The organism is Pedobacter immunditicola (genome assembly GCF_037482985.1).
Classification (GTDB): Bacteria; Bacteroidota; Bacteroidia; order Sphingobacteriales; family Sphingobacteriaceae; genus Pedobacter; species Pedobacter immunditicola.
The window spans coordinates 90618-113062 of the sequence record NZ_JBBHKC010000001.1 but is presented as its reverse complement, the minus strand read 5'-3'; the positions used below and the strand labels follow the sequence as shown (position 1 = coordinate 113062).

Sequence of the window (22445 nt, the reverse complement as noted above, 5' to 3'; positions counted from 1 at the left end):
TCCCTGCGGTTCTTCTCACTTCGAATCTTTAATTTAACCAGGGGCCAGCTGGCTGATATAAATGTAGTAATATTATTTATATATACAACATAATATATCACAAATATATTAATATTTAATTTTACCTATTATGGCCAAATACCCAAATTCATATAAGAAACCGCTATTTTGTCGATAGAACCCACTAAAGCGGCCGTTCTTAAAGTTTGAATGCCTGGTTTGTTTAAAAAAGTTTCTCTGATTTCATGGTAAGAATGGATCATCGTATCTTCCAAACCTGAATTAACCAATTCCAATTCTGAAGCGCCTTTCACCAACATCGAGCGGTGTTCAGCAGGAATTGTCTTCCCCGTAACTGATTCAAGGGTATTAATTAAGTTTGCATTTGAATTTTCCGCATAACGGTTTTCCATACGGCCAAAGGCCACATGCGATAGGTTTTTTAACCATTCAAAATAAGAAACAGTCACACCACCGGCATTACAATACATATCAGGGATAATCATACCGCCCATTTCAGTAAAAATAGCTTCAGCTTCCGGTGTAGTTGGTCCGTTTGCTCCTTCGGCAATAATTTTAGCCTGGATATTTCTGATGTTTTCTTCTGTAATTTGATTTTCCAAAGCTGCAGGAACTAATATATCGCAAGGCTGCTCTAGTCCTTCCATGGAATCAACAAATTCAATAGCACCTGGGAAACCTAAAATAGAACCGGTCAGTTTACGGTGGGCAAACACTTCATCGATGTTTAAACCATTTTCATTATAAATGGCACCTTCAAATTCACACAGGCCAACGATTGTAGCACCAAATTCATTTAAGAATTTTGCTGCATGGTAGCCCACGTTTCCTAATCCCTGTACAATCACTCTTTTATCGCCGAGACCTGCCGTAAGACCAAGTTTCCGCATATCTTCGCCTACAGTTACACATTCTCTAACTGCGTAAGCAACACCCCTTCCGGTAGCTTCCTTACGTCCGCGGATACCATGTAAAGCAATTGGCTTACCGGTAACACAGCCCAAAGCATCGAGCTGACCGGGGTTCATGGTCATATAAGTATCTGCAATCCAACTCATTTCACGTTCACCAGAACCATAATCAGGTGCAGGCACGTCAATGCCTGGGCCAATGAAATTCTTCTTGATTAATTCTGTCGTGTACCGTCGGGTAATGGTTTCGAGTTCGGCGGTAGTGTAATTTTTAGGATTGATCTTGATACCGCCCTTTGCACCACCAAAAGGAACGTTTACGATGGCACATTTATAGGTCATTAGTGCAGCCAGGGCCATCACCTCATCTTCATTCACCATCTCACTGTAACGGATTCCTCCCTTTGTAGGGCTCATGTGATGTGAATGTTCTACGCGCCAGGCGTCGATCACTTCAAATCCATTCCCTCTCCGTATGGGAAATTGAAAACGGTAAACACTGTTACAAGCTTTAATTTGAGTTAATAACCCTTCAGGATGAGAGGTAAATTGTGCGGCACTGTCAAAGTTCTTACAGACATCTGTAAAAAAGTTTGTCTCGTTTGCTATCTTCAACATTTTTGTTTTTATGAATTTAAGTTAGTTTCGTTTCCTCAGGCTACAAAATTGCATTAAAAAAAACAATTTATACAAATCGCAAAGGTCTTAGTGTACACAAAACACCTAATCAAAAAAGAACCAAAAACACGGATTAAACCGTTTAAATTTAGTTTTTAGCAGTAGATTTTTTCTCTAACTTTTTTAATCTTCTTTCCACTGTAAATAGGAATATCAGTAAACCCACAAGAATTACACCAACACAAACAACAACAACGTATATTTTCTCAGATCCATACATGGTTTCTGTTAGGGCTGAACTGCTATTTTGGGCAAATAATTGCAACGTTATCATTAACATTAAAATAGTTGCGGTTATTTTTTTCATCTGTTTTTAGTTTGATTTTTAACGGTGATGAAGCTATCATAAGCTTATTCGTTGCTTTTTATAGGCTGCAAGCTTATGATAATTTCATTAGTATATAGTTAGTATGCTACTGGTGATGAAGCTATGATAACCTCATGAAGTTATTTGCGAATTCTGATCAGCTTTTTCCAGCGTACGCACGCGATACAAAAGCGTGTAAATCCAATAGCCAATCAAGATCCAGCCCAGACATGCAGGGTAAAACACCATGCGCATTCGGCTGTCGAGGTCATAAGAATTGAATCCCGGATTACCACCGTTACCTGGATGTAAAGAATCTGATAGCCTAGGCAGGACAAATAAGAGGACCACCATCATTGGAAAGGCGAATATATTATAGATGGCCGAAATTTTAGCCCTTTTCTGTTCCTCATCAATGGCATTGCGCAACACCAGGTAAGCAAAATACAACAACAAGGCAATAGCGGCAAAATTCTGTTTCACATCAAAACTCCATGCCTGTCCCCAGGTAAATTTTGCCCAGACGGCCCCTGTAATAATACCTAAAACACCAAACACAATACCGGTATTGATGCTTTCAACGGCCTTGAGGTCATCTGTCGAGTTCCCTGAACTAAGATATTTTATACTATGAAAAACCGAAACGGCAAAAAGTACAATCATACTAAACCACATCGGTACATGGAAGTACAGGTTTCTGATGCTTTGATATAAGATGGGTAAGGTCGGAACATCACCCAGAAAGCCATAAACGGTAGAATATATAACCAATATTGCCCCTAAAATTTTCCACCAGGATTTATACATTTATATAGATTTTAAACTTCCCAAAGGTAATCATCTCTTTGAATATTTTTATTTTAATGGCGGAAATGTACAGACCCGGCTGTCAAAGTTCAGTCAGGAAGCTATCAATAACCACAATCAGGAGTTTCCCCTTAACAAGAAGACCTAACGGCTAATCGCGCCACAGGTAGGGAAACAACAATAACGATACGGCCATCACCAACACATTAATCACCAGCAACAAGCCAATCTCATCCAAACTCACGCTCCTGTCCAGGCCATCAATTGCATTTTTAGTGAGTTGAATCAACACCACTAAAACAGGAATAATGACAGGGAAGCTTAAAATTGCCATCAGCATGCCACCGTTACCGGCCTTTGAAGATATGGCAGACACCATGGTAAATATGGTAGAAAAACTGATGCTCCCTAAAATGGTTGCTACCATATATAAACCAAGGTCTTCCGGCACGTAATCAAATACCAGCATATAAAAAACCAATGCGACAATAGTTAACACCATCATCAGCAATACATTATAAATGGTTTTTGAAATAATCAGCGCTAAAGGACTGGCGATGGTATAAATATATAATTGCCGGCCCTGGCTTTCCTGGAGAAAGCTTTTAGAAACCGCATTAATAGAAGCAAACAACATGATGATCCAGAATAAGGCATTCCAGGTGATGGGATTAACACTTCTCAGCGACAGAAAGCATACAAAAATAGTAGACACCACATACAGCAATATGCCATTCATCGCATACTTTGACCGCCATTCCAACAGCAATTCTTTCCTGATCAGGTGTTTTACCTGGCTAAACAGCAGCATGAGCAGGCCTCCTCACCGTTACCATCAATAGGGCTCCTGCAATAATGACAAACCAGCCCCACTTGTACTTGACCATGCCTGCGGCAAGGTTAATCACTTTCTTAAACTGAATAAAGCTAAAAGAATCGTGCACCTTGAAATAAATACCCGCCAAAGACAGCAATACTAACACAACCACTGCCCAGCCAGAAAATCTGATCAACCCCGGCCGTTGTAAAAATGCGCCGGTGAGCCCGGCCACCACCAGTATATAAAATATGATCGCCAACCTTTGGTCTACATCAAAATAATTCCAGTTGCCCAAAACAGGTACACGAAGTAAAGGACAAAGTCCACCGGCTGCCATTACTACAGCACCTAAAATCCCCTGATATTTCATGGTATGCTGTAGGGTTACTGTTGGGTAATCCCCATTTTATCAGCAAAATGAGCACAATAGTCGCGCAGGTCTTCCACAATAAGCTTCTCACCTGTAGCTTTTAAAAAGCTGTCGCCCATCGTTTGCAAAGTTTCATAAAAGAACCTTTTCATTTCATCAACAGGCATATCTTTAGTCCACAAATCAATCCTTAAAGAGTTTTTATAATTATGGTCCCACAAGGCCAGCATCATTGATTTAACAGCAACCTGCTCCTTGGTCTCAGAATCCGTTGATTCCCAAACCATATTTTCAGGAACATTATTATCATCCAGTTCCACAGTAATTTTAATCTCAGCTTTCTTCATTTTCTATTTAAAATAATACAATTTTTATAATAAGGATCAGCACAACTGTAAACACAAGAAATGCAATTTCCACAATCCATAAATTTTTCAGGGAAGGTATTGACTTTCTAAAAATCAAGTCGGAAACAAAGGAAACCACGGCTCCCAAAATGCACAGGCCAAAGATCAAAAGGTTAACGGTTTTTTCCATTGGTGTACCAAATCCGTTAAACAACATCCATGCAGCGGCCATAAAGCTCATTGCCGTGATCACGTTTAAAGGCGTTAACCTGAGTTTGGACGGATTTATTTTTTGAACTTCTTTTTCTTCCATGCAGGGGTCTTGTCGGTTTTCTTAGCTGCCGGGGCAAATTGCTTTTTCTTTTCATGGAAAGCACCCATAAATGTGGGGTCTTCTTTCCGCTTCTGAAGATCTATTTCCTTTGCTAAAGCCTGACGTTCATCATAAGGCGTTTCTTCCACAAAAACTTCTGCGGGTAAAGCTACAACAGGAATGTATTGTCTGGTCAACTTTTCTATCTTCCTGATGTAATATTTTTCTGCCTCGGTACAAAACGTGATCGCATCTCCGGTAGCAAAGGCTCTTCCTGTACGCCCAATACGGTGAACATAATCTTCAATGATAATAGGCACATCAAAATTGATGACATGGCTCACTTCAGACACATCGATACCACGGGAAGCCACATCGGTTGCCACCAGCACCCTTACGTTGCCCTCTTTAAAGCTATTGATGGAGTTGATCCGGGTGTTTTGCCCTTTATTGGCATGGATTACCCGCACAGCATCTGCACCAAACCTTCTTTCAATGAAACTGAAAATATTGTCGGCAACAGTTTTGGTTTTACAGAAAATGATCAACCGCTTAAAGTCATCAACATTCTTTAGCAAGTGCTGCAGCAGGTTAATTTTAGTCTTAAAGTTAGGTACCTCATACAAAGACTGGGTTACCGTGGCTGCAGGTGTAGCCTGCATAGACGCCTCAATAATGGTGGGGTGTTTAAGGAAATCTCCGGCAATTTTCTGTACCAGGTCGCTCATCGTTGCCGAGAACAACAGGTTTTGTCTACGGCGTGGCACCACCTCCAAAATCCGGTGTATAGAGCCAATAAAGCCCATATCCATCATTTTATCGGCTTCATCCAGCACTAAAAACTTGATGTACTGTGTATTGATATGTCCGGCAAGGTACAGATCTAAAAATCTTCCTGGGGTGGCAATAATCAAATCGACACCTTCTTTTAACTTGGCAATCTGCGATTTCGGGCCCAGGCCACCATAAATAACGGCAGACCTTAAGTCGGTATATTTGGAGAACATTAGCACATGCTCAGCAATTTGCATAGCAAGTTCACGTGTAGGAGCAAGAATTAAAGCCCGCGCAGCATCTCCCTGCGCATATTTTAACTGCATCAGCATCGGTAACACGTAAGCAGCAGTTTTTCCGGTTCCTGTTTCAGCTATCCCACAGATATCCTGACCAGAAAGCACAGGTGCAATAGCTTTTTCCTGTATCGGCGTCGCTACGGTAAACCCCGCATCTTCAACGGCATTTAAAATTTGTCGGTTGAGATTGAACTCTTCGAATTTTTTGGGCATTTTGCAAATATACGTTTATTTATAGGATGGCTAATTACATTTTTATAGATTTGGAGCCATGGATACCATTCTGATAAAAGCGGCAACACTGGTTAACGAAGGTCAAATCTTTGTTGCTGATGTATTAATTAAAAACGGATTAATAGAAAAAATTGCAACGAACATCAGCCATCCCGGCGCAAATGAAATCAATGCCGAGGGCCTGCACTTGTTACCTGGCATGATTGACGACCAGGTCCATTTCCGTGAACCGGGCTTAACACACAAAGCAGATATTTTCTCGGAAAGTATGGCTGCCGTAGCCGGAGGGATCACTTCTTACATGGAAATGCCCAATACCGTACCTAATACACTGAGTCAGAAATTACTGGCCGACAAATACCAGATTGCTTCAGAAATGTCCCTCGCCAATTATTCTTTCTTTATGGGGGCTTCCAATGACAACCTTGATGAAGTACTGAAAACAGACCCTGCAACCGTATGTGGCATTAAGGTTTTCATGGGTTCTTCCACAGGCAATATGCTGGTCGACAATGAAAAAGTATTGGAAAATATTTTTAAAGAGGCACCAATGCTGATTGCCACACATTGTGAAGATGAGCAAACCATACAGCATAACCTCAAAGCATATCAGGAGAAATACGGCGACAACCTCACCATAGAAATGCATCCCCTGATCCGCAGCGCGGAAGCATGTTACCTTTCTTCGTCAATGGCCGTAGAACTGGCAAAAAAACACAATACCCGTTTACACATCCTTCATATCTCTACCGCAAGGGAAGTTGCTTTATTTAACAATGAAATCCCGTTAAAAGAAAAGAGGATTACCGCAGAAGCATGTGTACACCATTTGTGGTTTGATGACCGCGATTATGCCAGTAAAGGCAACTGGATCAAATGGAACCCTGCTGTAAAGACCGCGGCCGATAAAGACGCCATCTTAAAAGGTGTACTGGATGGTCATATTGATATTATTGCTACAGATCATGCCCCACATACCATTGAAGAAAAAGAACAACCTTATATAAAGGCACCTTCCGGCGGACCACTCGTACAGCATGCCCTTCCGGCTTTGCTGGAAATGTATCACCAGCAAAAAATAAGCTTAACGCAGATCGTTGAAAAAACCGCGCATAACGTTGCAGTCTGCTTCAACATAGACCGCCGTGGTTATATCAGGGAAGGTTACTGGGCAGACCTCGTGTTGGTAGACCTTAAGGATCCGGTGAAGGTGACCAGGAACAATATATTTTACAAGTGCGGTTGGTCGCCTTTTGAAGGACAAATCTTTCAGTCTGAAATTACCCATACTATTGTTTCTGGTAATCTGGCCTACCACAAGGGCAAATTCACCACCAACGAAACCGGTAAAAGACTATCTTTCAACAGATAAATGAATCCGATATACAGGAAAACCTGGAGACAACTGCTGCTGACGGGCACCCTGGCGGCAGTTGTTTTTGTTTGGGGCCTTAGCAGCAGCCTCGCAGAAAACCTGTATTCCAACACGGTTTATCCCGTGATTTCTGTTTGCCTAAGAACCATCAGTTCCCTGCTCCCCTTCCCAATCGGGGATATATTATATGTGTTACTGATTCTATATATGATCAGGCGTATTTATGTTTTCGCCAAAAAACTATTCAGAAAAGAATTAAACAAAACTCACCGCCTGCTCATCCCCCTCCAGGTGCTGAACTTTGGTTTAATCCTTTATATTGCCTTTAAAATATTATGGGGGTTAAACTATTCAAGGCCTTCCATCTCCAATACCCTCGGCATCAGTAACAATAAATACAGCGACAAACAATTGGTGCAATTGGCGCAGTTGCTGATCCGAAAAATCAATCACTTGCAAACACTTCGCCGGGATTTGCCACCTTCAAAAAGGCCATACACCATTCAAGAACTGCAGGCAGAGGCCACCAAATCCTATTATAAACTCAGTAAAAACCAAGCGTTTTTCAGGTACCGCAGCCCGGTGGTAAAACCAGTCATCAACAGCTGGCTCATCACAATCATTGGCCTCGAAGGCTATTATAACCCTTTGTCGGGCGAAGCCAATGTCAACATGCGCCTTCCTGAACCAGATCTGCCCTTTGTCACCAGTCATGAAATTGCTCACCAGATCGGTGTCGCCCGCGAAGATGAAGCCAATTTAGTAGGCTATCTTGTCGCCACCAACAGCGATGATTTACATTTCCAATATTCAGGCTATTATGCCATCTTAAAAAATGTGCTTTTTGAAGTGCGGCTGATTGCCCCCGATCAATTTGAAGCATTATATGAAAGTATCAACCCCGCCACGATGCAAGACTATCAAAACGGCATTGCCTTCTGGCGCTACTACAACAACAAAATGTTCGGCTATATGAGTGCAACCCTGGATAGTTTTCTGAAAATCAATAACCAGCAAAAAGGGATCGACAGCTACCAGGACATTGTTTTATGGGTTTACAATGTGCATGAACAAGAAATAAAGGGTATTAAAGGAAAAACATTACAGCCTTAAAACAAAAATCCCTTAAAACATTCCTAAATTTGCCACACTATGGCAAAAATATCCATTAACCTCGGAACGGGATCATTACAACAAGAAGAAATCATCGTCGGTATTGATTTAGGAACCACCAATAGCCTGGTTGCCTTTATTAATCCGGATAAAAACCCACAGGTCATTAATGATTTGGGCAGAGGACTGCTAGTTCCTTCTGTGGTTCACTTCAATGAACTTGGCGATGCACTGGTTGGTAATGAAGCCAAAGAATTTTTAACTACAGACCCTGAGAACACCATTTTTTCGGTAAAAAGACTCCTTGGCCGCTCTTATAAAGATGTGGCTGCTCATCAGGATACTTTCTCCTATAAGATCATCGATGATGACGACAATGATTCACTGGTAAAAATCAAAGCAGGAAACCGCTTTTATACCCCTATTGAATTATCAGCAGAGATATTAAAAGAATTAAAAGCACGTGCAGAGCACACGCTGAAAACCCCTGTCAACAGGGCTGTGATCACTGTCCCTGCCTATTTTAACGACAGTCAGCGCCAGGCCACCCGTGACGCCGGAAAACTTGCAGGACTTGATGTGCTCCGGATCGTTAACGAACCTACGGCAGCCAGTCTGGCTTATGGCATCGGCCTGAACCCTACAGAACATAAAACAATTGCAGTTTACGATTTAGGTGGCGGCACATTTGATGTCTCTATATTAGCGATACAAAACGGAATCTTTGAAGTGTTGTCTACGCATGGAAACACCTTTTTAGGGGGTGATGATTTTGACCGCGCCATTGTACATTACTGGATTGAAAAAAATAATTTAAGTGAAGCTGAGTTGGAAGCAGATCCTGGTTTTATGCAGCAACTTCGCCTCAAAGCAGAAGAAGCCAAAGTTGCCCTCAGCACACAAAATATTTACAATGAAAAGCTGGGCGAGATTTGGTGCAGCATCACCAAAATCACTTTCGAGGAACTGATCCAGGCGAAGGTGCAGGAAACGCTGAACGCTTGTGTACAGGCCCTGAAAGATGCCAAATTAAGTACTGCCGACATAGATGAGGTTGTTTTAGTGGGCGGTTCTACCAGAACCCCTTATGTAAAAAAACAAGTGACCGATTTCTTTGGCCGTGAGCCGCATGACCAGATCAATCCTGATGAAGTTGTTGCACTTGGTGCCGCCATACAGGCAGATATCCTTGCCGGTAACCGTTCAGATATCCTTTTATTAGATGTTACCCCCCTCTCTTTAGGTATAGAAACCATGGGTGGTTTAATGGATGTCATTATTCCGAGAAACACTAAGGTGCCTACTAAAGCAGGTCGCCAATACACCACTTCGATCGACGGACAAGTAAACATGAAGATTGCGGTTTACCAGGGTGAACGTGACCTGGTTCACGAAAACCGTAAGCTTGCTGAGTTTGACCTTAAGGGGATACCAGCCATGCCTGCAGGTTTACCGAAAGTGGACATCAATTTCTTGCTGAATGCTGATGGTATTTTAACCGTTCAGGCGGTTGAATTGCGCTCGGGTGTTAAACAGGAAATAGAAATCACGCCATCATTTGGCTTAACGGATGATACGGTAGAAAAAATGCTGGTCGACAGTATCACTTACGCCAAGAGTGATGTTGCCCAACGCATGCTGATCGAAGCCCGAAGTGAGGGTGAGCAACTGGTTTATACCGTCGAACGTTTCGTTACTAAAAACGGAGAGGTGCTCACCGCAGAAGAAATAAAAGATACCCTTGTTTATGTTGATGCTTTAAAGGAAGCCCTGCAAAGCGGAGACAAAGATCTGATTTTGAAGAAGGCTGATGAGCTGAATGAGTTTACCCGTCCTTTTGCAGAACGATTGATGGACATCGCTGTAGGTAAAGCCATGAAAGGCAAAAGTATTGATTAAATAACCACCGCAACTGGTCTTTAATATAGCTTTACGTAAATGAAGGTCACCTTGATTTACGTTTTGCTTTTTATACTCCTTCTTACCTTAAGCTCCTGGGGGTTTTATGCACACATGCGTATTAACCGCCTGGCCGTTTTCACTCTGCCTGCCGGACCGGGAAGGTTTTACAAGGCCAACATTGCTTATTTAAGCGATCATGCCGTAGATCCCGATAAACGCCGTTATGCAGACACGGCAGAAGCACCCCGGCATTACCTTGATGTAGAACTTTACGAGCTGCACATCGACAGCATCCCCAGGAAATGGGACGATGCCGTTAAAAAGTACGGGCTTAAAAAGCTAAACGAAAACGGCATCCTCCCCTGGCATATTCAACGCAGCTATTTTCAGTTGGTAAACGCTTTTAAACAAAAAGACTCCATCAGAATTCTAACCAATTCTGCTGCCCTTGGCCATTACATTGCCGATGCACATGTACCATTACACACAACACATAACCATAACGGACAACTCAGCAATCAGCTTGGCCTTCATGCTTTCTGGGAAAGCAGGCTGCCGGAGTTATTTGCAGATAAATATAATTTTGTGGTCGGCAGGGCACCTTATCTGGACGACCCGCTGAAAGAAGCCTGGAAAATAATCACACATACACACCTCCTCGTAGATTCTGTACTCACCCTGGAGGCAAGGCTCCATGCCAGTTTCCCACTTTACCGCAAATACAGTTATTCAAAAAGAAACCATGTCTTACAAAGGCAATATTCAGAAGGCTATTCCAAAGCCTACCATGAGGCCATGAACAACATGGTGGAAAAGCAAATGCGTGCAGCCATTTTATTAACGGGTGCCTATTGGTATTCTGCCTGGGTTGATGCAGGGCAGCCATCATTAGAAAATTTAAAGAAAGTAGAACTCAATGCTGCCGAAAAGCAGGAAAGCCGGCAACAAGAGGAGAAGTTTAAACAAGGGAAAATTATAGGAAGGGAAGATTAAAAGGCTGCACCAACCATGTTGATACAGCCTGTTTTATGTTTATATCATCCTTAAAATAGATCCCCGAACGGGGTCCGGGATGACGATGGATTCAGGATGACGACTAAAAAATTACCCGCATTTAGACGAGCCGCAATCTTTACAAGTCAGGCAACCTTCCTGGTAAAGCAGGTTCGTTGAATTACAGTTCTGACATTTCTGTTTCTTTGCCTCGGTACCATCAGGAACATAACGTTTCAAGGCCCTTGCAACACCATTTTTCCAGGTATTGATAGACTCATCCAATTGTAGACTGTTAATCAGGTCAACAACTTTCTCTATCGCCATACCGTGTCTCAGCGTACTGGAAATCAGTTTCGCATAGTTCCAGTATTCTGGGTTAAATTTATAAGACAAACCTTCAATCGTAGTCTTGTGACCACGTTTATTTTGGTATTGGAAGTCATAACGAGAGCTGCCGTCAGCCTCTCTGTTTTTGATGATCAGGCCATCGTTCACCCATCTAGGGATCAGGATGCCATCTTCATCATCAGAAAACCCGGTAAAGATTTCGTAAGGTTTTCCATCAATGAGGCCAATAAAAGCAATCCATTTATCTCTGTTATTCTGGAAACGGACAACATCTGCTTCTAAAATGATTGGTCTTTGTGTAGGGAAATTAGTGCTGGCACTGGTTTCTTCAGCTTTTGGCGGTGTTTCCGTATTAGCGATAAGCACACCTGAACGCGAACCATCACGGTAAACTGTTACCCCTTTACATCCCGCTTCCCAAGCCTCCATATACAATTCACCAACCAGTTCTTCGGTTACATCAGCAGGCATGTTAATGGTCACGCTGATCGAATGGTCAACCCATTTCTGGATCCTGCCCTGCATTTTTACCTTTTTAAGGTAATCTACATCGTTACTGGTTGCTTTATAGTATGGCGACTGTTTAACCAACAGGTCCAACTCTTTCTGACCATAATTTTTAGTCAGGTCATGGCCATTGATCTCCATCCACAGTTTAAAACCATGGTGAAAAACAATATATTCCTCCCATGAATCACCCACCTCATCAACAAAATCAACCCGTGCATCCTTATCATTTGGATTCACTTTTCTTCTTCTTTTGTAAACAGGCATAAATACAGGTTCAATACCAGAACTTGTTTGCGACATCAGGCTGGTGGTACCTGTTGGTGCGATGGTCAGCAGGGCAATATTTCTTCTGCCATGTTCAAGCATCTGGAAATAAAGTTCAGGATCAGCCTCTTTTAAACGAAGGATGAAAGGATTGTTTTTTTCTCTTTCTGCATCAAAAATGGCGAAAGGGCCACGTTCTTTTGCTGCGATAACCGATGCCCTGTAAGCCTCCAGCGCAATGATTTTATGTACTTCAACTGAAAAGTCAGCACCCTCATCACTTCCGTAACGCAAACCCAAAGCAGCAAGCATATCGCCTTCAGCAGTAATGCCTATACCGGTCCTTCTTCCTTCGTTAGCTTTAGTCTTGATATTAAGCCATAGGTTGTGCTCTGTACGTTTCACCTCTTCATCTTCCGGATCTTCTGCAATCTTTTGTAAAATGGCATCGATTTTCTCGAGTTCAAGGTCAATGATATCATCCATGATCCGTTGCGCAACATGGATATGTTTTTTAAACAACTCCCAATTAAAATAAGCCTCAGCAGTAAAGGGCTGCTCTACATAAGAGAATAAGTTAATGGCCAGCAGGCGGCAGGAATCATATGGACATAAAGGTATTTCGCCACAAGGATTTGTAGAAACTGTTTTATAACCCAAGTCTGAATAACAATCAGGAACAGATTCCTTGATGATGGTATCCCAGAACAAAATGCCCGGTTCTGCAGAACGCCATGCATTATGAACAATTTTTTCCCATAAGGCTAATGGGTCTATATTTTTTGTGTATAAAGGATCTTTACTGTCTATTGGATACTGTTGCTGGTAAGTCTGCCCGGATTGAACAGCCCTCATGAACTCATCGTCAATGCGTACAGACACATTGGCACCGGTTACCTTACCCTGTTCCAGCTTGGCATTGATAAAATCTTCAGCATCAGGATGTTTAATCGCTACTGAAAGCATCAACGCACCCCTTCTTCCATCCTGCGCTACCTCACGGGTAGAATTAGAATAGCGTTCCATAAAAGGAACAATACCTGTAGAAGTTAAAGCAGAGTTTTTAACAGGTGAACCTTTCGGACGAATGTGAGAAAGGTCATGACCTACGCCGCCTCTTCTTTTCATCAGCTGAACCTGCTCCTGGTCAATTTTCATGATTCCCCCGTAGGAATCAGAATCCCCCGGATTACCAATTACAAAACAGTTGGACAAGGAAGCGATCTGGTAAGGATTACCAATACCTGTCATCGGGCTTCCTTGGGGAATGATATATTTAAAATTGCGGATCAACTCGAATATGTCATCTTCACTGAGGGGATTTGCATACCGTTCCTCAATGCGCGCAATCTCACGTGCGATACGCCTGTGCATGTCGTCAGGCGTTTTCTCAAAAATAGCACCAAAAGAATCTTTCAGTGCATACTTATTTACCCAAACACGTGCAGCAAGATCATCACCTTTGAAGTAATCCAGCGATGCGTTATATGCTTCATCAGCAGTATAAGTAGCCTGAATTTCAGATTGATTTACAACTTTCATGAATATTTTATTGAATTTTTATAAAGAACAAAAGTACTTATTTGAAAACTCGGAACAGTGGAATAAAAATAAAGTTTTCATTAATTTAGTGTAAAATTCTGAATATCAACAAAATACATTTTCCACAACCCCAAAATGTTTACAAATTTTAAAACACAACGAAGACATGAGGTGTGAAATTTACCCTAAGCGCATTGCTATCAAGGCTTTAGCTCCGGGGAAGCAGCGTAACATTGACTACTGCACCCGAAAATGGCATTACACCTACACAAGCCGGCGGTTTAAATAATGAAAATTTATTAAATTAGCCCGAATGGATGTTTTAGATGTTTTTGTAATTGGTGGAGGGCCAATCGGTCTGGCCTGTGGTATAGAGGCACAACAAGCAGGGTTAACTTATGCAATTGTTGAGAAAGGCTGTCTGGTTAATTCCCTGTTCAACTACCCAAAGAACATGACCTTTTTCTCTACTTCCGAGAAACTGGAAATTGGAGGCGTACCCTTTGTATCCACCAATATCAAACCCACACGTGCAGAAGCATTGGAATATTACCGTCGGGTGGCGCTTAAATTCAGCTTGAAGGTACGCCTATTTGAGACGGTTGAACAGGTAGAGAAAATAGCAGATGTTTATCACATCAGCACTTCTAAAGGGCAATACCAGGCAAGAAATGTGATCATTTCCACGGGCTTTTACGATATTCCCAATACCATGAATATCCCCGGCGAGCACCTTTCCAAACTAACCCATTACTATAAAGATCCCCACTATTACGCTATGCAAAACGTAATTGTAGTTGGCGCCAGCAACTCCTCTGTAGATGCGGCACTGGAAACCTACAGAAAGGGTGCACGGGTAACGATGGTCGTGAGAGATACGGAGATCAGTCAGCGGGTAAAATATTGGGTGCGCCCTGATATCATCAACAGAATTAAAGAAGGGAGTATTAAGGCCTATTTTAATTCGTCGCTCACAGAAGTCCGACCTTTCGATGCTGATATATTAACACCTGATGGTTTAGTAACTATACCTAACGATTTCGTTCTGGCATTGACGGGCTATCGTCCTGACTTTAAATTATTGAGGAATTTTGGTGTTAAACTTTCTGAAGATGAAAAGTTGCTCCCGGAGCATGATCCTGAAACTATGGAAACCAATCAAAAAGGACTTTACCTGGCTGGGGTGGTTTGTGGCGGCATGGATACCCATTTGTGGTTTATCGAAAATTCGAGAGAACATGCGGTCAAGATCATCAGAAATTGTATGCTTCAGCCGGTCAAATAGCGCCTATTTAAAAGACTTTAATTCCTTGTCGATACGTTGGTTCCATTCTTCCTGGGCAAACCGGTTCATGCCATTACTTGTTTCCTTGTCGTAAGCCTTCTGCATCGCATTCATGTCACGGAAAGAATCAAGGTATTGAATATTGATGATGGCCTCAAAGGTATCAGGTGTTAAAGGTTTAGCGAGGATCTTTTGCTTAAACTGTTCGCTGATTATTTTTACGATATCAAAATGCCTTTGCTCATGGTTTAAGGTATAAGCATTCCTGCCGGTCACATCGGCGTAGCAGGCACTCTTGGGCAGGAAAGCCTTCATGGCAATCTTCACATGGATGGTACCATTAATTAGCTTCGCTTCCTGCGTATAACCCAGGCTTGGCATCACTACAGCCATAAACTTGCTGCTGGGCCGGTTTCTGGATTGAAAATCTGACCAGGTTAAAGGTCTTTTAGCCGAATAATAGAGGGTATCTCCTTCCAGGTCTTCTGTGTAATCTGTAAAGCTGATCTTCACATTTTTGGCTAGCTTCCTGTTGGAATCCGAATTGGATTGAATCCAGTCATTGAAATAAACCAGGCTCGCCCTAAGGATACTCCGCAAATCGCGCTCCATGGCAGCCCTGTTTCCAGCGCTTCTTTTATAATTCAATGCCCCACGATAGTCGGTGAGGTGCTCTACACCATAATTTTTCTCCAGGCCAAAGGCTAAATGTAATGCAATCCGCCCATCCACTCCATCACCATAAGGGATTTCCGTGCGTGTTAAATTTTTAATTGTAATGACCACAGGAGCTTGCGAAGTGTTCTTTTGCACATGCTTTACAAAGTACTGGCTGACGGAAGCCAGGTTGATTCCCTCGGCTACAGGCTTTGTTTCTGCCCTTTCGTCGGCCACTGCAGCAATGTAGTACCCGGCAGGCTTGAAAAGGTCAGCGTCATCAAGTGAGGAACTTTGGCCGTAAGTGGTAAAGGAAAATAAAAGTATGCTAATGAATAGGAGGGTTTGCATCATAATTCGCCCTTAATCAGGTGTATTAACGACTTAAATGGAAAACTAGTATATAAAAAAAGACCCTATCATTTGATTGATAAGGTCTTTTTTTATAAGACTGATAACAATTTATTACACTACTTTTTCTTCTTCTTTCTCTGCTTTTTTGGCCATTTTTGATTTAACAGCAGCCCATACTGCAGGAACAAAAGTTACCACGGCAATGGTAATAATCACAATATCAAAGTTGTTTTTAACAATCGGAATCTGCCCGATGAAATAACCACCCAACGTTAAACTTATGATCCAGGCAAACCCACCAACTATATTATAATAGGTATATCTGCCGAAAGGCATTTTAGCGATACCAGCTACAAAAGGTGCTATTGTTCTGAAAATAGGCAGGAATCTGCTGAAAATAATGGCTTTGCCGCCATGTTTTTCAAAGAATTCCTGTGATTGGTAATAATATTCGAGTTTCAGGATCTTATTATCTTCCTTAAACACCTTGACACCGAGAATACTCCCCAGCTTATAATTTAAGGTATTTCCGAGTATGGCAGCTACAATTAAAACTGCGACCATTACCCAGATGTTAAGACCTGTATTTCCACCAGCAATCAGGGTGCCCATGGCAAATAAAAGCGAATCACCAGGTAAAAATGGCGTCACCACAAAACCAGTTTCTGCGAAAATAATCAGGAAAAGAATAAAATAAGTCCAGGTTTGATAATTCTGGATAATATCCTCCAAATGTTTGTCAATATGAAGGATAAAGTCTACGAGTGCTGAGAAAAATTCCAATATCTTTTATTTAAGGTACAAAAATAAAAATATCATGTTAAATACCATGATGTTTTTAACCCGTGTAATGTCATTTTAATTATAATTATTCAGCATAACTGGCATCACCAGCATCAGTACGTTTTCGTTTTCATCATTTGTTTGAGGGATCAGTAAGCCTGCACGATTAGGTGTAGAAAGCTCTAAAGTAACTTCTTCACCGCTGAGGTTACTCAACATTTCGATCAGGAACCTGGCATTAAAGCCAATTTCAAGATCCTCCCCTTGGTATTGACAGCTCAAACGCTCATGAGCCTCATTTGCAAAATCTAAGTCCTCAGAAGAGATATTTAACTCACTGCCATTGATCTTTAAGCGTACCTGGTGAGTAGTTTTATTGGCGAAGATCACCACCCTTCTTAAAGTATTTAAGAACAGGGCACGGTCAATCACTAATTTATTGGGATTGTTAGCAGGAATGACGGCTTCATAATCAGGATAACGTTCATCGATTAAACGGCATACCAGGTTAATATTGTCGAATTTAAAGAATGCGCTGGTGGCATTGTAATCCACAGCCACATTGATATCTCCTGTCGGCAGCGCCGCTTTCAACAAGGTTAATGCTTTTTTAGGCAAAATAAAGGAAGCTGTTTTATCAGCCTTGCTATCCATACGTCTGTATCTAACCAATTTATGGGCATCAGTAGCTACAAAAGTAATGAACTGGTCAGACAGTTGGCAAAATACCCCGGTCATTGCTGGTCGCAGTTCATCGTTACTTACGGCAAAAATAGTTTTGGTAATCGCTTCACTTAATACAGATGCAGGCAAGCTTACCGAAGAAGCATTTTCTACAACAGGTATTTTCGGAAAATCATCTCCGTTTTCACCACTCAATTTATATTTTCCTTCACCTGCACTAATCTCAATAGAGAAAGTGTTGTTATCAATATTGAATGATATAGGCTGATCGGGAAGGGTTTTTAAAGTATCTAATAAGATTTTTGCTGGTACAGCTACTTTACCGTCTTCTTTAGACTCAACCGGTAAAGAGGTGGTCATGCTGGTCTGGAGATCCGTTGCAGAAATGGTCAGGTTGCCTTCTTTAATCTCGAAAAGGAAGTTTTCCAATATCGGCAAAACAGTACTGCTGCTGGAAGCACCATTAACCGTTTGTAAATGTTTTAACAGTGTTGAAGTGGAAACTATAAATCTCATAATATGATCTTGTCAATTCTCAAAAATATAAAAATAACCTTGCATACGTAGATTTACCTCAATAATGTTGATAAAAATTCAAACTCGTTTCTTTTTAAGGCATACTCGCGCCAAAAATATACCGCAGCTTAACCGCCAATTAACATTGATGCGTTCAAGAAATCTTTAAAGAGACATTAATGTCCCCTCATAAAAGAATTGATGAAGCGTTGAAGTAAACCAGGTGTATAATAGAAAATAAAGCCGGACAAACCCGGACCTGCTACCGACCTCGTACCGGAAATCAGCTAGGAGAGCCGGTTTAATACCCTGCCAGGTGCGGGCGGATATCAACGAGTTGTTTAGCGGTCCTTTAATGTCCTGCAAGTATACAGCAAAACAAAATAAGCCCGCCATCCTATTTTAGGAGACGGGCTTATCAATTGAATAAGATTTATAGTCTACAAACCAAAGTTAAAAGCAGCTCTGATACCAATGAAAGAATTGGTATGGCCATCTCTCGACCAGCCTTCATAGCGTACACCTAAGTCAATGGCTGCTTTATCTGCTACTGGAAATTCTACACCGATACCTGGTGAGTAAGCGAAAGCAGTTCCGCTGGCATCACCTGTATAAAATGCTGCACCTAGTTCAGCACCTCCGTAAAAGTTTTCTGCAAAGAAATACCTGATACCAGCTTTAACCGGTATGGCAGCAAGATTGACATCAACTAATGCGTTATCTTCATTAGAGAAATTGATATATCCTGCACTACCTGTAAAGTTCAAGTTAGCAGCTATCGGGTGCTGGTAAACCAATGATCCACCTACACCTAAATTAAAAACGTCTCCAAAATCACCTACAGGTAATCCAAACTCCACCCCTACACCTAATTTCGGACCAGTCATAGCCGGATCTTTTTGCGCATAAGCGCTGGAGAACGATAAAAAGCCACAAATTGCAGTAAGTAAAAGTAATTTTTTCATAACCTAAATTTTAAATATCAATGGCAATAGCACCATCAATCCTCCATAAGCAAAAATGTAGCCAATCCATAGATTGTAGTCAAATGTTTTTCAAAACTAAAATAAACAATGATATTATGATCAACTTGTTATATTTGCGATACTATGGCCAAAACTAACAACGACGAACAATTCAAAAATGTAATATCCCACGCTAAAGAATATGGATTTGTATTTCAAAGCAGCGAAATTTATGATGGACTAAGTGCCGTTTATGACTATGGGCAACTGGGTGCCGAGCTAAAAAACAATTTAAAAACCTACTGGTGGAAGGCCATGGTACAAATGCATGAAAACATTGTAGGCATAGATTCTGCAATTTTCATGCACCCGAAAGTGTGGAAAGCCAGCGGTCACGTAGATGGTTTTAATGATCCGATGATTGACAACAAGGATTCTAACAAACGTTACCGTGCCGACCAGTTAATTGAAGATAAAATTAGCCGTTATGAAAAAGACGGCAAAACAGATAAAGCCGCAACATTGCAGGCAGATATGGATGATGCTTTGAAAGCAGAAGATCTTCCCCGTTTAAAGGCGATCATTGAAGAACACAATATCGTTTGCCCGGTGAGCGGCACAAAAAACTGGACTGAAGTACGCCAGTTTAACCTGATGTTCAGCACACAGTTTGGTGCCATGGCAGAGGGATCTGATGAAGTTTATCTTCGTCCGGAAACAGCACAGGGTATATTTGTGAACTTCTTAAACGTACAGAAATCCGGAAGGATGAAAATCCCTTTTGGAATTGCCCAGATCGGTAAAGCTTTCCGTAATGAAGTAATTGCCCGCCAGTTTATCATGCGCATGCGTGAGTTTGAACAAATGGAAATGCAATTCTTCGTTCGTCCGGGTGAAGATCAGAAATGGTTTGCCTACTGGAAAGAAGCGCGTTTGAAATGGCATTTAGCACTGGGTACTTCAGCGGAAAAATACCGCTTTCATGACCATGTTAAACTGGCGCATTATGCCAACGCCGCCACGGATATTGAATTTGATTTTCCTTTTGGTTTTAAAGAGGTGGAAGGGATTCATAGCCGTACAGATTTTGATTTAAAGCAGCACCAGGAGTTTTCTGGTAAAAAGATGCAGTATTTCGATAACGACCTGAATGAAGAGGGTAAGCCTTATGGAAATTATATCCCTTATGTGATTGAAACTTCTATTGGCCTCGACCGTTTGTTCTTGTTAACCCTGATCAATGCTTTTGAGGAAGAAGATTTAAGTGTTGGGGATAAAAAAGACAGCCGGACTTTGTTGCGCCTGCACCCTGCCCTTGCACCAATTAAAGCGGCAATTTTACCTCTTACTAAAAAAGATGGTCTGCCGGAAAAAGCCAGGGAAATCATGGATGCCTTAAAATATGATTTCAATATCATTTACGAGGAGAAAGATTCAATCGGTAAACGCTACCGCAGGCATGATGCCATTGGTACACCATTCTGTATCACCATCGATCACCAGACACTGGAAGATGATACGGTAACCATTCGCCACCGTGATACCATGGAACAACAGCGTATAGAAATAAAGGAACTTAATTTTGTGATCGGCAGCAAAGTAAGCTGGAAAAATCTACTGAAATAGAAAAGATCATTTGAAGTAAATGACAAGGCCGGCTAAATTTAGCCGGCCTTTGTTTTTATTATTATTATTATTCACCTTTTTTATCTTAGACATCCACCTATAGATAAAAAAATCTTTATCGAGTTTTTCTTTAAAACCATTTAGCAAGTTTTAATGTTTAGATTTTGGGAACAATATTTTGTTACAACCCAAAAAAAAGTTTTATGCAATTCCTGCAAGCTCATGCAGGTATGCTCACCGACTAAAAACAGAGATGCTTATGAAACCCATGAAGTTATTTGTACTGCTCCTTACCGGATTTTGCCTGCTGCAGGCCTGCCAGGGCTCAGAGAATAAAGAAAACACCAATACCCTTGCTTCTGACTCCACTTTGGATACCATTGGTACAAACAGCAAAGCTGATCTTGAAGACGATGAGACCGGTTTCATCCAGCAAGCAGGTGTAGGCGGCATGATGGAAGTCGAAGCAGCTAACCTCATCCTGCAGAAGTCTAAAAACGCTAAAGTAAAAGAATTTGCGAAAATGATGGTAAGCGATCATGCCAAAGCCAATGCGGCACTGCAAAAGTTGGCGACCAACAAAGGCTTGCAGCTACCTGCAACGTTTCCTGAAGAACAGCAAAAACACCTGGATGCCCTGGGAGAATTTTCTGATAAAGGTTTAGACAGGCAGTACATGGAGATGATGGTGAGTGATCACATCAAAACACTTGAACTTTTCAGAAAGGCCGCACAATTTGAAGATCCTGACATTAAAGCCTTTGCTGCAAACACCATCCCGGTTTTAGAAAGTCATTATAAAGCGGCAAATACTTTAAACGACAGCCTGCATAAAGAAAAAGTGAACATGGGCCAGGACAACTCCAATGTGGAGCGGGATGCTAAAAAGCCTAATTAAGCGTTACTTAGTTCATGAAATTGATTTTAGCCTTGTTTCTGGCCTTGCCTGTGTTGCCATTGCCCGAAAAAGTGAGGCCGGTTGTTGAAAACACCTCTACCTTAGCGAATGAAAAGTGGAGCGAGGAAGAGCTATCTTTGGCTAATACCGCCAAAGATATTGAATACCTTAGCCTGGAGGAACAGCGCATTATATTCTATATGAACCTGATCCGCATGGATGGTTCGAAGTTTTTCAATACTTATTTCAAAGCATTTGTGAAAGAGCACAACCAGCGAATGAAAAAATACAGTAATTACGAAGAGCTTAAAATTAATGAGTACGATCGTTATTACCGCGGACTGGAAATAGATCTTAAAAAGGTAAAGAACTACGGACTTTATTACCCTGATGAAACGTTAACTTATGTAGCCTTGCAGCATGGTAAGGACATGAACCGTCATGATATTGCCGGCCACAACTCTTCCGACGGACGTAGCCCGCAGGATAGAATCGCGAAATACTACCCGAATAATGCCATGGCAGAGAACCTGGCTTTTGGGTTTGTTAAGGGCCTTGACAATGTCTGTATGCTTTTACTGGACAAAGGGGTGCCGGATCTTGGGCACCGTAAAAATATGTTGAATACCAGCAACGGATTAAACATGGTAGGGGTCAGCATACAGAACCATCCTACGTATAAATACTCGGCGACTATCAATTTTGTTGGCATTCCAAAACTAAAAAATTAACTTTGCCCAAAGTTT

Annotated in this window: 21 protein-coding genes; 8 read left to right on the top strand and 13 right to left on the bottom strand. The window is 41.6% G+C overall.

Annotated features, from left to right (window positions below):
- Positions 1-128 precede the first annotated feature (128 nt).
- The 8 genes from WG905_RS00475 to WG905_RS00440 all read right to left on the bottom strand — a co-directional run bounded on the left by WG905_RS00475 (position 129) and on the right by WG905_RS00440 (position 5860).
- Entirely contained in the window at positions 129-1550 is a 1422-nt protein-coding gene (locus tag WG905_RS00475) for a Glu/Leu/Phe/Val family dehydrogenase (RefSeq protein ID WP_339589719.1), read from the bottom strand.
- Between the two features lie 148 nt (positions 1551-1698).
- Complete coding sequence (locus tag WG905_RS00470; RefSeq protein WP_339589718.1) at positions 1699-1917, bottom strand: CcmD family protein; 219 nt, start codon at positions 1915-1917, stop codon at positions 1699-1701.
- A gap of 132 nt (positions 1918-2049) precedes the next feature.
- Positions 2050-2724 (bottom strand): cytochrome c biogenesis protein CcsA, encoded by a 675-nt coding sequence (ccsA, locus tag WG905_RS00465; RefSeq protein ID WP_339589717.1) that lies wholly within the window; start codon positions 2722-2724, stop codon positions 2050-2052.
- A 151-nt stretch (positions 2725-2875) separates the two neighbouring features.
- Positions 2876-3535, bottom strand: coding sequence for a heme exporter protein CcmB (locus tag WG905_RS00460; protein WP_339589716.1), 660 nt, complete (start codon positions 3533-3535; stop codon positions 2876-2878).
- The gene (locus tag WG905_RS00455) at positions 3522-3914 is read right to left on the bottom strand and encodes a hypothetical protein (RefSeq protein ID WP_339589715.1); all 393 of its coding nucleotides are present in this window, start codon (positions 3912-3914) and stop codon (positions 3522-3524) included. The genes WG905_RS00460 and WG905_RS00455 overlap by 14 nt, the downstream gene beginning before the upstream one ends.
- A 14-nt stretch (positions 3915-3928) precedes the next feature.
- Positions 3929-4261, bottom strand: a complete 333-nt coding sequence (gldC, locus tag WG905_RS00450) for a gliding motility protein GldC (protein WP_339589714.1) — start codon at positions 4259-4261, stop codon at positions 3929-3931.
- Between the two features lie 7 nt (positions 4262-4268).
- The gene (locus tag WG905_RS00445; protein WP_339589713.1) at positions 4269-4574 is read right to left on the bottom strand and encodes a hypothetical protein; all 306 of its coding nucleotides are present in this window, start codon (positions 4572-4574) and stop codon (positions 4269-4271) included.
- A complete protein-coding gene (locus WG905_RS00440) occupies positions 4547-5860 on the bottom strand; it encodes a DEAD/DEAH box helicase (RefSeq protein WP_339589712.1) in 1314 nt (437 codons plus the stop codon). The genes WG905_RS00445 and WG905_RS00440 overlap by 28 nt, the downstream gene beginning before the upstream one ends.
- 58 nt (positions 5861-5918) lie before the next feature.
- Here WG905_RS00440 and WG905_RS00435 point away from each other — a divergent pair, with 58 nt between their 5' ends.
- From WG905_RS00435 to WG905_RS00420, 4 genes are read left to right on the top strand one after another with little or no spacing between them, the layout of a single operon-like run.
- Entirely contained in the window at positions 5919-7253 is a 1335-nt protein-coding gene (locus WG905_RS00435; protein ID WP_339589711.1) for a dihydroorotase, read from the top strand.
- Positions 7254-8369 carry a DUF3810 domain-containing protein gene (locus WG905_RS00430; protein ID WP_339589710.1) on the top strand — a complete coding sequence of 372 codons (1116 nt, stop codon included), beginning with the start codon at positions 7254-7256 and terminating at the stop codon, positions 8367-8369.
- 39 nt (positions 8370-8408) lie between these two features.
- A complete protein-coding gene (dnaK, locus tag WG905_RS00425; protein ID WP_339589709.1) occupies positions 8409-10268 on the top strand; it encodes a molecular chaperone DnaK in 1860 nt (619 codons plus the stop codon).
- A 39-nt stretch (positions 10269-10307) separates the two neighbouring features.
- Positions 10308-11264: a zinc dependent phospholipase C family protein gene (locus WG905_RS00420; RefSeq protein WP_339589708.1), complete on the top strand. Its 957-nt coding sequence runs from the start codon at positions 10308-10310 to the stop codon at positions 11262-11264.
- 111 nt (positions 11265-11375) lie between these two features.
- Here the strand turns inward: WG905_RS00420 and WG905_RS00415 are convergent, their stop codons facing one another.
- Positions 11376-13931: an adenosylcobalamin-dependent ribonucleoside-diphosphate reductase gene (locus WG905_RS00415; protein WP_339589707.1), complete on the bottom strand. Its 2556-nt coding sequence runs from the start codon at positions 13929-13931 to the stop codon at positions 11376-11378.
- 313 nt (positions 13932-14244) lie between these two features.
- Between WG905_RS00415 and WG905_RS00410 the strand changes: the two genes are divergently transcribed.
- A complete protein-coding gene (locus WG905_RS00410; protein ID WP_339589706.1) occupies positions 14245-15216 on the top strand; it encodes a YpdA family putative bacillithiol disulfide reductase in 972 nt (323 codons plus the stop codon).
- A 3-nt stretch (positions 15217-15219) separates the two neighbouring features.
- Here WG905_RS00410 and WG905_RS00405 read toward each other — a convergent pair whose 3' ends face one another.
- The 4 genes from WG905_RS00405 to WG905_RS00390 all read right to left on the bottom strand — a co-directional run bounded on the left by WG905_RS00405 (position 15220) and on the right by WG905_RS00390 (position 19175).
- Positions 15220-16227 carry a hypothetical protein gene (locus WG905_RS00405; protein WP_339589705.1) on the bottom strand — a complete coding sequence of 336 codons (1008 nt, stop codon included), beginning with the start codon at positions 16225-16227 and terminating at the stop codon, positions 15220-15222.
- Between the two features lie 111 nt (positions 16228-16338).
- On the bottom strand, positions 16339-17010 hold the full coding sequence (locus WG905_RS00400; RefSeq protein WP_339589704.1) for a DedA family protein: 672 nt from the start codon (positions 17008-17010) through the stop codon (positions 16339-16341).
- Between the two features lie 75 nt (positions 17011-17085).
- Positions 17086-18210: a DNA polymerase III subunit beta gene (gene dnaN, locus WG905_RS00395; RefSeq protein WP_339589703.1), complete on the bottom strand. Its 1125-nt coding sequence runs from the start codon at positions 18208-18210 to the stop codon at positions 17086-17088.
- A 440-nt stretch (positions 18211-18650) separates the two neighbouring features.
- Positions 18651-19175, bottom strand: coding sequence for an outer membrane beta-barrel protein (locus tag WG905_RS00390; RefSeq protein WP_339589702.1), 525 nt, complete (start codon positions 19173-19175; stop codon positions 18651-18653).
- A 144-nt stretch (positions 19176-19319) separates the two neighbouring features.
- Here WG905_RS00390 and WG905_RS00385 point away from each other — a divergent pair, with 144 nt between their 5' ends.
- The 3 genes from WG905_RS00385 to WG905_RS00375 all read left to right on the top strand — a co-directional run bounded on the left by WG905_RS00385 (position 19320) and on the right by WG905_RS00375 (position 22430).
- The gene (locus tag WG905_RS00385) at positions 19320-20801 is read left to right on the top strand and encodes a glycine--tRNA ligase (protein WP_339589701.1); all 1482 of its coding nucleotides are present in this window, start codon (positions 19320-19322) and stop codon (positions 20799-20801) included.
- 268 nt (positions 20802-21069) lie between these two features.
- A complete protein-coding gene (locus WG905_RS00380; RefSeq protein ID WP_339589700.1) occupies positions 21070-21699 on the top strand; it encodes a DUF4142 domain-containing protein in 630 nt (209 codons plus the stop codon).
- Positions 21700-21713: 14 nt separating this feature from the next.
- Positions 21714-22430, top strand: a complete 717-nt coding sequence (locus tag WG905_RS00375) for a CAP domain-containing protein (RefSeq protein ID WP_339589699.1) — start codon at positions 21714-21716, stop codon at positions 22428-22430.
- The last annotated feature ends 15 nt before the right edge of the window (positions 22431-22445 follow it).